Genomic DNA, 14233 nt, shown 5'->3' with positions numbered 1-14233 from the left:
CGACGACATCCCCGGCCTGACGGACATCTTGCCTGCTAGGTGGGGGTGCCAGGAATCACATAGTATCGACCGTTGTCACTCTGGGCATGTTTCGGCCCTTTGACTTCGATAGCGTCTTCCGGTTCGGCGCCGAAGGGTCATTCACCCCCCGACGGAACAGCAGCGAGCACGGGTCAGCCAACCCGTCTCCCTTTGTCGGCGAGAACCGCCGGGTCGATCGACCGGTTCACCAGGTCGAGCAACTGTCGCGGGGTTCCGATCTGGGCTAGGAGGTCGTCGTCGATCACGACCCCGAAGTCGGTGCGAATGCGTCCCGTGGTCTCCATCAACGCGATGGAGTCGTAGCCGAGATCCCCGAAACGGGCGTCGAGGATGTCGCCGTCCAACGGGGATGCCTCGTTCTCGCCCGCGCACTCCCGCAAAATCCGGGTCAGCTCGGCCAGCGTCAACATGCTCATGGCTGCTTCCTTCCCTCCGTTGTCGAGTCGCCACCGGGCCCCGTCAACACCATCGCGGCGTTGAAGCCACCACGGCCACGCGCCACCACGAGCGCCACCTTGAGGGGCCGCCGCCGCGGTCGCGTCACCAGATCGATCTCGTAGTCCGGCACCGGCCGCAGCACGTTGACCGTGGGCGGAATCAGACCGTTCCGCAGGGCCAGCAGGGCGGTGGCGACGTCGAGCGCCGCCCCACCGGCGCTGAGCCGTCCGGTCATCGTCTTGGGCACCGTCACTGGCACCCCGTACCGCCCGAACACGGCCCGCAGCGCCGCCGCCTCCTCGCGGTCGCGCCCGGGTGTCCCGGCACCGTCGGCGAAGACGACATCGACGTCGCCCGCCGCCATCCGGGCGTCGGCGAGCGCGCCCTCGATCGCCCGGCGCAGCGTGCCCGGTCGGCCGGAGGCCGGCGGCGGGTCGAAGCTGGCCGCGTAACCGGCCGCCTCGCCATACCAGGGCACACCGCGCTCCCGGGCGTTCGCCTCGGATTCCAGGACGAGCAGCGCTCCCCCGTCACCCGGCACATAACCGGCGGCGTCGACGTCGAACGGCAGGTAGGCGCGGCCGGGATCCCCGGAGCGGCTGACCTCCCGGTTGGTCAGCTGCGCGACCCAGCCCCAGGGACAGGGCGACCCGTCGATCGACCCGCAGATCATCGCGGCCGCCCCGTCGCGGATCCGGCGCCGCGCCTGGGCGATCGCGTCCAGCCCGCCGGACTGCTCGGTGACGAGCACCCCGTTCGGGCCCCGCAGCCCGTGACGGATCGAGATCTGACCCGTGTTCACCGCGTAGAACCATGCGAACGACTGATACGCGCTGACGTGCTCGGGTCCCCTGCTCCACAGCTTCTCGAGCTCGCGCTGACCGAACTCGAAACCGCCGGCGGAACTCGCGGTGACCACGCCCATGCCGTACTCCGGCAGGCCGGCCGGGTCCAGCTGCGCGTCCTGCAGCGCCCAGTCGACCGCGACCAACGACAGCCGGGTCACGCGGTCGGTCTGCGGCAGCAGCTGGTGCGGCAGATGCTCGCCGGGCTCGAAACCGCTGATCTCCCCGGCGAGCGTGCTCGAGTACGGTTCCGGGTCGAATGCGGTGATCCGGCGGATCGCGCCCCGCCCGGCCACGGTGCTGTCCCAGTGCCGCACCGCACCGAGCCCGGTCGGCGCCACCACCCCGATCCCTGTCACCACGGTGGCGGTCACGGCCGCTTCCGCTCCGGCCGGCACAGCACCATCGCACTCTGGAAGCCACCGAAGCCGCTGCCGACCGTCAACACGGTGTCGACCTGCCGTTCGCGCGGCAGGACCGGGACGTAGTCGAGGTCGCACTCGGGATCCTGGTCGTGCAGGTTCGCGGTGGGCGGGATGATGCCGTGCCGCATGGCCAGCGCGCACGCGGCGATCTCCAGCGAGCCGATGGCACCGAGTGAGTGACCGATCATCGACTTGATGGAGCTGATCGGGATGGCGTACGCCGCCTGTCCGAGGCTCCGCTTGAACGCCGCCGTCTCGTGTCGGTCGTTCTGCACGGTGCCCGAGCCGTGGGCGTTGATGTAGTCGATGTCCTCGGCAACCACCCCGGCCCCGGCCATGGCGACCCGGATCGCCTCGGCCATCTCGACACCGTCCGGCCGCAGCCCGGTCATGTGGAAGGCGTTGGCCCGGTTGGCGAAGCCGGCGATCTGGGCGTACGGGTGCGCACCCCGGCCACGGGCGTGCTCGAGCTCCTCCAGGACGAACATCGCCGCACCCTCACCGAGCACGAACCCGTTGCGGCTGCGGTCGAAGGGGCGGGCGGCGGTGGTCGGGTCATCGTTGCGCGGCGTGGTGGCCCGGATCGCGTCGAAGCACGCCACGGTGATCGGCGAGATCGGCGCGTCGGTCGCCCCGGCCACCATCACATCGGCCGTGCCCTCCCGGATCAGATCGACGGCATGCCCGACCGAGTCCAGGCCGGAGGTGCAACCGGTGGAGATCAGGCCCACCGGGCCCTCGGCACCGACGCCCCAGGCCACCTCGGCGGCGAGCGAACTCGGGACCAGCGCGTTGAACAGGTGCGGAACCCCGTACTCCTCCGACACGTGCCAGCTGCGACCGCCGTCGCTGACCGTGGCGTACTCCCGTTCGAGGCTCATGGTGCAGCCGACGGCGCTGCCGACGGTCACACCGACGCGCCCCGGGTCGAGCGTGCGGAAGTCCAGCCCGCTGTCCTCGACGCACTCCCGGGCGCTCACCACCGCCAGCTGCGCCGCCCGGTCCATCCGCCGAACCTGTTGCGGGGACAGCCCTTCCATGGCCGGATCGAAGTCGCACTCGGCCGCGATCTGCGAGCGGAACGGGGCGGGGTCGAAGAAGGAGATCCGGCGGGTCGCGGTGCGACCGGTGGAGATCACGTCCCAGAACTGCTTGGCACCGGTGCCGCCCGGTGCGACGACCCCGATACCGGTTATCACGACGCGACGTTTCATTCGGGATCACCGCACCGAGTAGCTCTGCCGAGGCGTGTACATGTTCGCCTCGTTGGTGCAGCGGGTGCGGATCTCCTTGGCATGGGCCTCGAATTCTGGATGGGTGATGGCGTTGCGCCACGACTCGACGTCGGTCCACAGGGCGATGTTGACGAACCGATTTTGCTTGTCCGCGTCGATGTGCCGGGAGAGCGTGTACTGGATGAATCCGGGCTGGCTGGCCATGAACTCGGAGATGTCGGCGAACACCCGCTCGAAATCGTCCGGCGAGCCGTGCACGCTGAAGGTATTGACGAACGTGACGACACCGCTTCCGGTCGCATCGAACCGTTGTGGATTCGACATCAGCACCACTCCTCGTTGTTGCCTGCGGACCGGCGTTCGGCCCCCTACCGCAAACGGTGCCCGATGCCTCTAGCGGTCAGCTCGATTCTGGCTCGGCTGCGGCCCGGCCGGTCAGACAACGCTCGCTCCCCCGTCGACCGCCAGCACCGTGCCGGTGGCGAAGCCGGCCTCTGGCGCCGTCAGTTGCCGAACCCACCAGGCGATCTCCGCCGGCGCACCGACCCGGCCCAGCGGGGTGACGGTCTTCATCCACTCCAGGAAGCGGGCGTACTCCTCCTGCGTCGCGCCCGACCGCACGCCCATCCCGGTCTCCACCACCCCGGGAGCGATGCCCACCACCCGGATCCCCTGAGGTGCGAGTTCGACGGCCCAGGTCCGGGTCAGAAAGTCGAGCCCGACCTTGGTGGCGCCGTAGATCGAGAAGTTGGGCCAGGCCCGGCGTCCGAGCGAGCCCGCGCTGCTGATGTTCACCACGGTGCCGCCGGTCGCGGCCAGGGCGGGGATCGCCGCCTGTGTGAGCAGGATCGGCGCCAGGAGGTTGACCTCGATGTCCGCCAGGGCCGCCGGTTGCTCGATCGTCCCCAGCGGTGCGGGCGTTGCTGCCGAGGCGTTGTTGACCAGCACGTCGATCCGGCCGAACTCGCGCACCGCGGTGTCCACGATGTGCCGCACCTGGCCGGGCGCGGTGATGTCGGCGGTCAGCGGGCGGATGGTTGGGTAGCCGTCGGCGGTCTCCACCAGGGTTCGCTCGGTGCGGCCGACCACGAGGACGTGGTCGGCGTGCTCGGCGAACGCTCGGGCGGTGGCCTGACCGATGCCGGTGCCGCCCCCGGTGACCACCACGGCGCGGGGTGCGGTGCCGTCCTTCGAAACGTTCACGCCGCGACGCTAACCACCGCCGCTCGAGGCGCGGTCGACCGGCGATGGTGCCCGGCGAGGCGTCAGCGCAGTTCGTCGCGGGTCACCACTCGCCGACGCACCTTGAGCCGCCCGTCCTCGCGGACCAGCACGTCTTCGCACACGCACATCGCGTGCAGCACCGACGCCCCGCCCCGTGGCGTGCGCACGACCTGCACGTACGCCCGGACGTGCAGGTCCCCGCCGGGCTCCGGTACCACCGACACCATGGTGTGACAACGTCGGTAGCGGATCCCCTCCGCGGCGAGCGCGTCCGCCGCCCGGCGCAGGCCGGCCCGCAGGTTGGCGCGCCCCCGGATCGGCTCGGGCACCTTTGGCGGCGAAAGCATTGTGGCGTCCTCGGTGAACGTCATCACCGCTTCCTCGACGATCCCTTCGTCGAGGAACCAGATGTGCTCGGCGTAGAACTGCTGCACTTCCGCGTAGAGGGTCGCGTAGGTCGTTCGATCGGTTGGTACGGCCATGGCTTCTCCCGACTTCGTGTCATCGCGGCAGGCGCCGTCCGGCGCAACGCTCGCACACACACGTCGAAACCCGCTCGAATCACGGCCCGGCTGGAGCAGGGCTGTACCGCGCCTCGAACGACGGCGGCGAGGATCGCCGACGACCGTGTCACCATCCAGACCCGGGAGGCGCCCGTGCGCATCATCGACCTCTCCGCCCCGGTGGACGGAGCAGCCTACGAGCCGGATCCGATCCATCACGAGGTGCTCACGCCGCGCGAGGGCGCACTGCACATGAGCGCGGAGATGCAGGAACACTTCGGCATCAAGTTCGATCCGGACGAACTGCCCGACGGTGAGTTCCTCTCGCTGGACCGGATCACGCTGACCACCCACACCGGCACCCATGTGGACGCACCCTCGCACTACGGCTCGACAGCCGCCTACGGCAACGGGATCCCGCGGCACATCGACGAGCTGCCGCTGGACTGGTTCCACCGACCCGGGGTCGTGCTCGACCTCACCGAGGCCGGCGTCGGGGTGGTGGGCGCGGCTCACCTGGAGAAGGAGTTCGCGCGGATCGACCACGTCCCGGCCCCGATGGAGATCGTGCTGCTGCACACCGGCGCCGACAAACGGATCGGCACCCCCGAGTACTTCACCACCTTCGCCGGCCTGGACGGCCCGGCCGTGCACCTGTTGTTGGATCTCGGGGTGCGGGTGATCGGCACCGACGCGTTCAGCCTCGACGCGCCGTTCGGCGACATCATCGAGCGGTACCGGCGGACCGGTGACCGCTCGGTGCTGTGGCCGGCCCACGTCGCCGGCCGTCGGCGCGAGTACTGCCAGATCGAACGCCTCGCCAATCTCGGCAGCCTGCCCCGGCCGACCGGCTTCACCGTCTCCTGCCTTCCGGTGAAGATCACCGGCGCCGGTGCCGGCTGGGCGCGCGCGGTCGCGCTCATCGAGGACTGACGGTCCAGCGAGGTTCCACAGGCGCTCAAGCCGGCGCGGAGAGTCTCGAGCTCACACATCGTCGCCTTCCCGACCACATGGAGGTATCGCAGCCGTGCCGACCCTGCAGCAGGACACCATCCAACACACCACCATCGTCGACGCGCCGGCGACCCTGGTCTTCGATCTGGTGGCCGGCTTCGACCGGTGGCCCGAGTTCCACGGCCCCTCCGTGCACGCAGAGCGGCTCGGGCACCAGGACGGGGCCGAGGTGTACCGGCACTGGTGGGTCATTGACGACCACACCGTACGCTCGTGGCAGGCGCGCTGGCGGTTCCACCGGGACGAATTGCGGATCAGCTTCGAGTTCGATCCCGAGGGACCGGACGCGGCTCCTTCGCGCGGCCAGTTCGCCTTCCTGTCGTTGTCCGCGGGATCCGCCGAGATCCGGGCCGAGCAGACGGTGTCCGGTCCGGGCAGCTACGACCCGGAGCGGTTCGAGCGTGAGCTCCGCGAGCTGGTCGACCGGTTCGCCGACGCGGCCGCGCGCAGCGAGGAGCGACGGGACCTGGTCGTCGACTTCGAGGACCCGCTCTTCGTGGCCGGCCCGCTCGAGGACGCGTACAACTACCTGTACGAGGCCGACAAGTGGCCGGAGCGCATTCCGCACGTCTCCCGCCTGACCCTGGAGGAGCCGGCGCCGGGCGTCCAGTTCTTCGACATGGACACCCAGACCCCGGACGGCTCGGCGCACACCACCAGGTCAGTGCGGATCTGCCTGGCCGGCAACGTGATCGTTTACAAGCAGATCCACCTGCCGAAGCTGCTCGACGGCCACACCGGGCACTGGAAGTTCACGCCCACCCGGGAGGGCTTCATCCTCGCGGCCCGGCACACCGCCACGATCAAGCCCGACGCGCTGCCGATCCTCGGCCCCGGCACCACCGTGCTCGACGCCCGCCGCTACCTGCGTCGGGTGCTCAGCACGAACAGCATGAGCAACCTACGGCTGGCCAAGGCCTATGCCGAGGAGCGCGGCGGTGTCTGAGCCGACGGCGCGCGAAACCCTTGCCGGGACGGCCGTCTACACCCCGGAATGGCTCGCCGAGTACGACGCCGTGGTGCTCGAGAAAGTCTCCCGGCAGGTCTGGCGCTGCGACCCGTCGGTGATGCTCGAGTGGTACGAGCGGAACATCGGCTCGCGGCACGTTGACCTCGGTCCGGGGACCGGATACTTTCTCGACAAGTGCCGGCACAGCTCCCCGCGGCCCCGCATCGCGCTTGTCGATCTCAATTCGGCGGTGCTGGTCGAGGCGGCCACCCGGCTGCGGCGGTTCCAGCCTGTCACTTTCCAGCGCAACGTGCTCTCGCCGTTCGCGCTCGACGACGAACCGTTCCACTCAGCCGGGCTGAACTTCCTGCTGCACTGCCTGCCGGGTGAGATGGCCCGCAAGGCCCGGGTCCTCGACCACGCCCGCGCGCATGTCGTGCCCGGCGGCCGGATCTTCGGCAGTACGGTCCTGATGGACGGGGTGCGCCACAGCAAGGCGGCGCGGCGGCTGCTGGACACGCTCAACGACAGGGGCACCTTCAGCAACCGCGGCGACTCCCTGGAGGGCCTGTCGGCCGAGCTGGCCAGCAGGTTCACCGACCACCGCCTCATCGTCCACGGGTCCGTGGCCCTGTTCGAGGCGCGGGCCTGAAGCGCAGCGGTGGACTTTCGGTCCTCAATGGATCGGTGCCCGCTGTTATGCTCGTGGGAAATCCGGATTAAGGAGCACATTTGTGAAGATCTTGGTGACCGGAGCCACCGGTACGGTCGGCCGCCACGTCGTCGACCGCCTGCTCGCCGGAGGCGTGCAGGTGCGGGCGCTCACCCGACGGCCGGAGCATGCCGGGCTGCCGGCGCAGGTCGAGGTCGTCGGCGCTGACCTGGAACAGCCGGACACGCTCGAGGCGGCCTTCCAGGATGTCGACCAGCTGTATCTGGTGGTCAGCGGAGCGACCGAGGAGGTCGTCGACCTCGCGAGGAAGGCGCAGGTGCGGCGGATCGTCGTCCTGTCGACGGCCACCGCCGCCATCGACGGCGACATGATCGGCGGTTTCCACCGCGCCGCCGAGAAAGTGGTGGAGAACTCCGGGCTGGCCTGGACCCACATCCGCCCGGGCATGTTCGCCGCCAACCTGCTGGACTGGGCGGACGCCATCCGTACCGAGGGTGTCGTGCGAGCGCCGCACGAGGCCGCGCGGCAGGCGCCCCTGCACGAGGTGGACGTCGCCGAGGTGGCCGCCACCGCGCTGCTGGCCGACGGACACGACGGGCGGATCCACACCCTCTCCGGCCCGCAATGTCTCACCAAATCCGAACAGGTGGCGGCGATCAGCCAGGCCATCGGCCGCCCGGTCAGCTTCGAGGAGTTGACCCCGGAGCAATGGCGGGCGAGCGTGCAGGACGCGCTGCCCAGCTACGTGGCCGAGTGGATGCTCGGGCTCTGGGCCAAGGCGGTCGACAACCCGGAGCCGGTGCTGCCGACCGTCCAGGAGGTGCTCGGCCGGCCACCCCGGTCGCTGGCCGAGTGGGCCAGCGACCATGCCGCGGACTTCCGGTCCGAGGCGGCGCCGGCGCACTGATCCCGGCCGCGTGCCCGGAACCCGGCGTCGAGCCAGGCTCGACCCAGCGTTCGACCGGCCTCGAGCGGCTCCTGCCACCGTCGTATGTGGAGCAACCGGCAGTCTGCTACGACGGAGGAGCTTCCCGGTGCGCACAGATCATGGAACCGGCACCGCCCCGCGCCCGAACCACGACACCGCCATGCCGATACGCATCGCGGAGTCCGTGCTCGCCGGGGCCGAATCAGGCGCAGCAGAGATCGATGGCTGGCTTGACGCGTTACGTTCCCGACGCACCATGCAGGTGCGGCAGGTCGGGCTCGACGAGTTAGACGGCTGGAGCACCGACCAGGACACCGGTGTCATCCGGCACGACAGCGGCAAGTTCTTCACCATCGAAGGGCTCGAGGTGCACGTACCGGGCGCGCCGGTGCCGCGCTGGAGTCAGCCGATCATCAGCCAGCCGGAGGTCGGCATCCTCGGCTTCCTGGTCAAGCAGTTCGACGGCGTCCTGCACTGCCTCATTCAAGGCAAAACCGAGCCGGGCAACTACCACGGACTGCAGATCTGTCCGACCGTGCAGGCGACGCGGAGCAACTACACCATGGTGCACGGCGGAAAAGCCGTGCCCTACCTGGAGTACTTCCAGGACGCCCCACCGCACCGGGTCATCGCCGACGTCCGCCAGTCGGAGCAGGGGGCGTGGTTCCGCCGGAAGCGCAACCGCAACATGATCGTCGAGGTGACCGGGGAGGTGCAGCTGCTCGACGGCTTCCGCTGGGTCACCCTCGGCCAGTTGCACCGGTTGCTGCACGCCGAGGATCTGGTCAACATGGACGCCCGTACCGTGTTGTCCTGCATGCCGTTCGCCGGACCGGGTCTGGCGGGTGCCCTGCCGGCCGGCCGAGACGAGTTCCATGACGCGCTGCTCGCCTCGTGCAGCGACGACCGGGGCAGCCTGTACTCGGTGGGCGACATCCTGAGCTGGGTGACCGAAGCGCGCAGCCACACCGACATCTTCACCCGCGAGGTTCCGCTGAAGCACCTGCCCGGGTGGCGCAAGACCGACGGCCGGATCTCCCACGAGTCCGGGCGCTACTTCGACATCATGGGGGTGGCGGTGCGCAGCGGCACCCGGGAGGTCGGCAGCTGGGCGCAGCCCCTGATCGCGCCCGTCGGCACCGGTCTGGTCGCCTTTCTGGTCGCCCGCATCCACGGCGTCCTGCACGCACTGGTGCACACCCGCGCCGAGCCCGGCTATGTGGACGTGGTGGAGCTGGCGCCGACCGTGCAGTGCACCCCCGGCAACTACACGGTGCTGCCGCCGGCCGCGCGCCCACGCTTCATCGACGCGGTGCTGGACGCACCACCCGAGCGCATCCACTTCGACACGATCCTGTCGGAGGAGGGTGGCCGCTTCTACCATGCCAGGAACCGCTACATGATCGTGGAGACCGACCCGGACGCGGCCTTCGACCACCCGGACTTCCGCTGGATGACGCTGCACCAGATGGTCGGCCTCCTCCGGCACAGCCACTACCTGAACGTTCAGGCACGAAGCCTCGTGGCGTGCCTGCACAGCGTCACCGGGGTGCGCCCGGCGGCCGACCGGGCGGGGCGGCCGTGACGGTCCGCCGGCTCGCCGTCGAGGGGGCGTTCGAGTTCTGTGTGCCCGACTTCCCGGACGAGCGGGGCCGGTTCACCACTCCGCTGGACCAGGCGGCCTTCGCCGAGGGGGTGGGGCGACCGCTGTTCTCGGTCGCCCAGGCCTGTGTCAGCACGTCCAGGCGGGGAGTGTTCCGTGGCGTGCACTACACCGCGGCCCCACCGGGGCGCGCGAAGTACCTCTGGTGCGCCCACGGGCGCTTCCAAGACATCGTGATCGACCTGCGCGTCGGGTCACCGACCTTCGGCCGGCACGAGACCGTCATCCTGGACGGCGACGGTTCGCGTGCGCTGTACCTGCCGATCGGGGTCGGGCACGCGTTCCTCGCGCTGGCCGACGACACGGTGGTGTCGTACCTGCTCTCCGGCGCGTACGTGCCCGAGCGTGAGCACGCCCTGGATCCGTTCGACCCGGCGCTCGGCCTGGACCTGCCGCCCGCCTCGACCCTCATGCGCTCCCCGCGGGACCTCGCCGCGCCGACGCTGGCGGAGGCGGCGAGCCGGAATCTGCTGCCGAACTACGCCGAGTGTGTCCGGGCCGAGCCCGGATGAGCCGACGCGTCATCCCAGGTTGACCCCGACGAACAGGCCACGGTTGAACCAGCCTTCCGGGCGGATGAACTCCGCCGGGCACCCCGCCTGCGCGAAGGCGTCCTCGTACTGCTCCCGCGTGAACAGCGCGAGCCGATGCGTGTCGCTGAGGTGCCGGAGCCCGCCGGCGTCGCCCGTCAGATAGTGCACCGTCATCCGCACCGCATCACCGTCGCGCACCGAGTGCGAGAACCTGGCGATGGTCCGCCCGCACTCGTGGTCGCGGACCAGGTCCGAGGAGACATAGCCGGAGACGAACGTGTCCGGGAAGACCCACGGCTCGATGACCACCACGCCGCCCGGTGTCAGGTGCCGGGCCAGGCAGGCCAGCGTCCGGTCGAGGTCGGCCTTGTCGGTCACGTAGCCGATCGAGCTGAACATCAACGTGATCGCGTCGTACCGGCGACCGAGGTCGAAATCACGCATGTCACCCTGGTGCAGACAGCCTTCCGGGAGCCGCTGGCGGGCGATGGCCAGCATCTCCGGGGAGATCTCCAGACCATCGGCGACGGTGAACCAGTCACGCAGATGGCAGAGGTGCCCGCCGGTGCCGCAGGCCACGTCGAGGACGGACCGCGCCGTGCGATGGTGGCCACGCACCAGCTCGGCGAGGTAGTGCGCCTCGGCCCGGTAGTCCTTGCCGCGGTGCCGGTAGATCAGATCGTAGACGTCGGCGAAGTCGGCCTCATACATGCGAGCCTCCGGCTCGACGGGACTCCGTGAGCTCCACCAGGAGCGGCGCGAGATCGTTGGGGCTTGGCTCGGCGAGCACCTCCTGCTGCACCCGACGCGCCCCCTCGGTGAACGACGGATCCTTCAGCAGCCGGTTCAGGCCGTCGCGCAGCAGGTCGGCGGTGACCTCGGCCCGGGGCAGGGTGAGCCCCGCCTGGCACCGGGCAACGGCCTGGCCGCGAACCGCGTCCCACGGGTCGGTGAGCATCAGCTGCGGCACACCGTGCACCTCCGCGGTGGACCGGGTGCCGCTACCTCCCTGGTGTAGGACGGCTGCGCAGGTCGGCAGCAGCTCGTTGAACGGTACGAACCCGACGGCCCGCACGTTGTCCGGCAACCGGATCTCGCCGAGTTGGTCCGGGTCGAGGGTCGCGACGACCTCCGCGTCCAGATCGCGGACCGCCTCGAGCAGGTCGCCCAGGGAGACCGAGCCGAGCACCTCGTCGAGCGCGCTGACCGGCTGGCCGTCGGAGCGGCTGGTGAGGCCGAGCGTCAGGCAGATCCGCGGGCGCTCCGGCGGCGTGCGCAACCAGTCGGGGAGAACGGCCGGCCCGCCGTACGGGATGTAGCGCATGCCGACGGTCCGCACGTCGACGTCGAGCCGCATGCTGGGCGGCGTGATGTCGATGGTCCACTGCCCGGTGACGATCTCTTCATCGAAATGGGCACCGTGCCTGGCAAGGCTGGCCGTCAGCCACTCAGCGGTGGGATCGTCGCGATGCTCCGGCGGCCGCTCCTCGGCCAGTCGGAGCATCGCGTGCCGTGCGCGCAGCGCGATGTCCGGGCCCCACAGGAATCGCGCGTGAGCCGCACCGCAGACCTGGGCCGCGATCGCGCCGGCGAAGGTGTACATCTCCCAGACCACGAGATCCGGCTGCCATCCGGTGGCGAACTCGGTGAGTCCGTCGATCATCGGGTCGCTGTTCATCGTGGCGTACATGGCAGAGCTGGCGACGTGTTCGAGCTCCAGCAGCGCCCGCCAGTTCCAGGTGTGCGGGGAGTCGCCGGTGTAGTCGAAGTCCCGTACCAGGTCCAGGCTGCCGGGGAAGATTTGCCCGAGCAGCTCCGGTGCCCACGGATCGATCCCGAACCAACCCGACCGGCCGACCGGGACCGCGGTGAGCCCGGCGCCGGTGATGGTGTCGACCAGGTCGGGCTGGCTCGCCACCCGAACCTCGTGTCCGGCCGAGCGCAGTGCCCACGCGAGCGGCACGAGCGAGTAGTAGTGCGTCGGGGCGGCGAAACAGGTGAACAGCACCTTCATGGCTGGCTACCTTCCGTGTCGTACGTCGGCCGGGACGTCCGGGCGCGGCGCTGCGGCCCTGCGCCCACCTGGTTCGCGGCGGGCGCGGGTGCCTAAGTACGGGCGGGCAGTCTGCGGACGCCGTGGCTGACCGGCGCCCGCACCTTCCGGACCACGGGTCCGGCTGCCGTGAGGCCGGGAAACCGGGTGACCAGCGCGGTGAGCGCAACCGCCGCCTGGGCGCGGGCCAGCGGCAGGAACAACGCTCCGGGCCAGCCGGGCACCAGCACCGCCCCGCCGGGTGCCGGCGGGCGACCGGGCCTGAAGGTGTCGGGTGCCTCGAAGACATCGGGATCACGGTTGGCGGGGCCGATCAGGAGCGCGACCTGGTCACCCGCCATGATTTTGGCACTGTGGACCGTGGTGTCCCGGACGGCGACCATCAGCTGCACCCGGACCGGCGGGTCGTACCGCAGGGTCTCGGTGACGATCGCCGCCGCGCGGCCAGGCTCCGCGCGCAGCTCCGTCCAGCGCGCCGGTTCGGCCAGCAGCGCGACCAGCGCGTTGCACAGCAGATCGACGCAGATCCGGGCTCCGACCAGCCCGAGCACCAGGTGCAGCGGCTGCCCGTCGAACAGTTCACGGAGATCGTCGATGGCGGTCAACATCTCATCCGTGCCGTGCAGACCCTGGGGGCAGAGCAGACTGTCGACGGCCGGTGCGGCGCGCGAGGCCTGCTCGGCCAGCCGCGGCCCACAGGCCGCCGGCAGCGCCAGCAATTCGGTAAGCATGGCCATCGACATGTCGGCCGCGACCGCGGCGAGATCGAGCTCCTCGCCGCCGAACCGGTCCAGCGTCCGTCCGGCGGCCGTCGTCAACCGGGGCTCGTGCCGTGTCAGCGCGGCCTCCCCCACCCATGACCGGGCCAGGTCCGACAGGACCGCCCGCTGTTCCGGCTGCAGGCCGAGGTCCCGCTCGGTCAACGGCATGACCGGCATGCCGAGTGGGCGCCAGTCGCACAGCCGCGCCTCGAACGCCGGGTCGGCCATGAGCGCCGCGGTGGCGCCATGCCTGGCCACCACCCACGTCCCGGTGTCGCTCCGCCAGATCGGGCCACGCTCGCGGAGGCGGGCGTACAGGGCCGGCTGGTCCTCGTCGTGGTCGCGCAGCAGCGCGGCGAAGGGGTCGCCTCCCGCCGCGCGCAACCACTGCAGTCCCTGGACGAGTTGCAGACGACGTCGCCTGCCGTCATCGATCACCATCTCGTCACCCCCTGCGCGACCGATGGCTGGAGATCCTCTGGCACCGCCCGGTCAGGGACGTGCCGCTACCTGAAGGGATTGATGAAAGGTGTCTCACAAGTCTGAACCCTGATAACAGGCTCTCGGATCTGGCTACAGACGTGGTGGACACCGCAGGCGGCCGGGCAGATTCCGAGCTGGCGCCAGGCTCAAATTCTCTTCGCCACCTTGCAGATGCCCTGCGGGTCAGCCGCCACCACAATCAGTCCGCAGTGCTGATCGGTGACCTCGAACGGATCTACCGGCGCTCCACGAGGCCGACAAGGAACTGAAGGATCTGGTCGCTTCCACCGGCAGCACGTACGCGCCGCCTCCGGCGACGACTCCCCCACGGCGCTCGACCTACGTTTCCACATCGGCATACTGCTGGTCTCCGAAGACAAGGCCGCCGAGACCGCGGACGAGCTCCAACCGGTGCACGACGACCTCTGCCCGGCGCAGTCGGTGGAGCCCAGTTCAGCACCACC

At 70.1% G+C, this 14233-nt stretch carries 15 protein-coding genes; 6 read left to right on the top strand and 9 right to left on the bottom strand.

Annotated features, from left to right (window positions below; translation table 11 throughout):
- Window positions 1-173: 173 nt before the first annotated feature.
- The 6 genes from ACLQ3B_RS05715 to ACLQ3B_RS05690 all read right to left on the bottom strand — a co-directional run bounded on the left by ACLQ3B_RS05715 (window position 174) and on the right by ACLQ3B_RS05690 (window position 4691).
- Window positions 174-458, bottom strand: a complete 285-nt coding sequence (locus ACLQ3B_RS05715) for an acyl carrier protein (protein WP_425777956.1) — start codon at window positions 456-458, stop codon at window positions 174-176.
- Window positions 455-1699, bottom strand: coding sequence for a ketosynthase chain-length factor (locus ACLQ3B_RS05710; RefSeq protein ID WP_425777954.1), 1245 nt, complete (start codon window positions 1697-1699; stop codon window positions 455-457). Before ACLQ3B_RS05710 ends, ACLQ3B_RS05715 begins: the two co-directional genes overlap by 4 nt.
- Window positions 1696-2964, bottom strand: coding sequence for a beta-ketoacyl-[acyl-carrier-protein] synthase family protein (locus tag ACLQ3B_RS05705; protein ID WP_425777952.1), 1269 nt, complete (start codon window positions 2962-2964; stop codon window positions 1696-1698). Before ACLQ3B_RS05705 ends, ACLQ3B_RS05710 begins: the two co-directional genes overlap by 4 nt.
- 6 nt (window positions 2965-2970) lie before the next feature.
- On the bottom strand, window positions 2971-3309 hold the full coding sequence (locus ACLQ3B_RS05700; RefSeq protein WP_425777950.1) for an antibiotic biosynthesis monooxygenase family protein: 339 nt from the start codon (window positions 3307-3309) through the stop codon (window positions 2971-2973).
- A gap of 111 nt (window positions 3310-3420) precedes the next feature.
- Window positions 3421-4188 carry an SDR family NAD(P)-dependent oxidoreductase gene (locus ACLQ3B_RS05695; protein ID WP_425777948.1) on the bottom strand — a complete coding sequence of 256 codons (768 nt, stop codon included), beginning with the start codon at window positions 4186-4188 and terminating at the stop codon, window positions 3421-3423.
- Between the two features lie 62 nt (window positions 4189-4250).
- Window positions 4251-4691, bottom strand: coding sequence for a nuclear transport factor 2 family protein (locus ACLQ3B_RS05690; RefSeq protein ID WP_425777946.1), 441 nt, complete (start codon window positions 4689-4691; stop codon window positions 4251-4253).
- Between the two features lie 174 nt (window positions 4692-4865).
- On the opposite strand from ACLQ3B_RS05690, the gene ACLQ3B_RS05685 reads away from it, so the two are divergent.
- The 6 genes from ACLQ3B_RS05685 (at window position 4866) to ACLQ3B_RS05660 (ending at window position 10451) form a co-directional block, all read left to right on the top strand.
- On the top strand, window positions 4866-5645 hold the full coding sequence (locus ACLQ3B_RS05685) for a cyclase family protein (protein ID WP_425777944.1): 780 nt from the start codon (window positions 4866-4868) through the stop codon (window positions 5643-5645).
- A 94-nt stretch (window positions 5646-5739) separates the two neighbouring features.
- Window positions 5740-6672, top strand: coding sequence for an SRPBCC family protein (locus ACLQ3B_RS05680; protein ID WP_425777942.1), 933 nt, complete (start codon window positions 5740-5742; stop codon window positions 6670-6672).
- Window positions 6665-7327, top strand: a complete 663-nt coding sequence (locus tag ACLQ3B_RS05675) for a class I SAM-dependent methyltransferase (protein WP_425777940.1) — start codon at window positions 6665-6667, stop codon at window positions 7325-7327. Before ACLQ3B_RS05680 ends, ACLQ3B_RS05675 begins: the two co-directional genes overlap by 8 nt.
- An 82-nt stretch (window positions 7328-7409) precedes the next feature.
- Window positions 7410-8255 (top strand): NAD(P)H-binding protein, encoded by an 846-nt coding sequence (locus tag ACLQ3B_RS05670; protein WP_425777938.1) that lies wholly within the window; start codon window positions 7410-7412, stop codon window positions 8253-8255.
- A 181-nt stretch (window positions 8256-8436) separates the two neighbouring features.
- Window positions 8437-9861 carry an NDP-hexose 2,3-dehydratase family protein gene (locus ACLQ3B_RS05665; protein WP_425778063.1) on the top strand — a complete coding sequence of 475 codons (1425 nt, stop codon included), beginning with the start codon at window positions 8437-8439 and terminating at the stop codon, window positions 9859-9861.
- Window positions 9858-10451 (top strand): dTDP-4-dehydrorhamnose 3,5-epimerase family protein, encoded by a 594-nt coding sequence (locus ACLQ3B_RS05660; RefSeq protein ID WP_425778062.1) that lies wholly within the window; start codon window positions 9858-9860, stop codon window positions 10449-10451. The genes ACLQ3B_RS05665 and ACLQ3B_RS05660 overlap by 4 nt, the downstream gene beginning before the upstream one ends.
- Window positions 10452-10460: 9 nt before the next feature.
- Here ACLQ3B_RS05660 and ACLQ3B_RS05655 read toward each other — a convergent pair whose 3' ends face one another.
- The 3 genes from ACLQ3B_RS05655 to ACLQ3B_RS05645 form a co-directional block, all read right to left on the bottom strand.
- Window positions 10461-11183 carry a class I SAM-dependent DNA methyltransferase gene (locus tag ACLQ3B_RS05655; protein WP_425777936.1) on the bottom strand — a complete coding sequence of 241 codons (723 nt, stop codon included), beginning with the start codon at window positions 11181-11183 and terminating at the stop codon, window positions 10461-10463.
- A complete protein-coding gene (locus ACLQ3B_RS05650; protein WP_425777934.1) occupies window positions 11176-12486 on the bottom strand; it encodes an activator-dependent family glycosyltransferase in 1311 nt (436 codons plus the stop codon). The genes ACLQ3B_RS05655 and ACLQ3B_RS05650 overlap by 8 nt, the downstream gene beginning before the upstream one ends.
- A gap of 92 nt (window positions 12487-12578) precedes the next feature.
- Window positions 12579-13727 (bottom strand): cytochrome P450 family protein, encoded by a 1149-nt coding sequence (locus tag ACLQ3B_RS05645; protein WP_425777932.1) that lies wholly within the window; start codon window positions 13725-13727, stop codon window positions 12579-12581.
- Between the last annotated feature and the right edge of the window lie 506 nt (window positions 13728-14233).

It is taken from the genome of Micromonospora sp. DT53 (assembly GCF_049841535.1).
In the GTDB taxonomy this organism is placed as follows: domain Bacteria; phylum Actinomycetota; class Actinomycetes; order Mycobacteriales; family Micromonosporaceae; genus Micromonospora.
Note: the sequence above shows the minus strand (reverse complement) of the source record. Positions and strands in the feature narration are given on the sequence as shown.

Bases quoted from the DNA above. Each gene is read 5' to 3' on its own strand.
- ACLQ3B_RS05715 (WP_425777956.1), bottom strand. From the start codon at position 458: ATGAGCATGTTGACGCTGGCCGAGCTGACCCGGATTTTGCGGGAGTGC.
- ACLQ3B_RS05705 (WP_425777952.1), bottom strand. From the start codon at position 2,964: ATGAAACGTCGCGTCGTGATAACCGGTATCGGGGTCGTCGCACCGGGC.
- ACLQ3B_RS05700 (WP_425777950.1), bottom strand. From the start codon at position 3,309: ATGTCGAATCCACAACGGTTCGATGCGACCGGAAGCGGTGTCGTCACG.
- ACLQ3B_RS05690 (WP_425777946.1), bottom strand. From the start codon at position 4,691: ATGGCCGTACCAACCGATCGAACGACCTACGCGACCCTCTACGCGGAA.
- ACLQ3B_RS05665 (WP_425778063.1), top strand. From the start codon at position 8,437: ATGCCGATACGCATCGCGGAGTCCGTGCTCGCCGGGGCCGAATCAGGC.
- ACLQ3B_RS05655 (WP_425777936.1), bottom strand. From the start codon at position 11,183: ATGTATGAGGCCGACTTCGCCGACGTCTACGATCTGATCTACCGGCAC.
- ACLQ3B_RS05650 (WP_425777934.1), bottom strand. From the start codon at position 12,486: ATGAAGGTGCTGTTCACCTGTTTCGCCGCCCCGACGCACTACTACTCG.
- ACLQ3B_RS05645 (WP_425777932.1), bottom strand. From the start codon at position 13,727: ATGGTGATCGATGACGGCAGGCGACGTCGTCTGCAACTCGTCCAGGGA.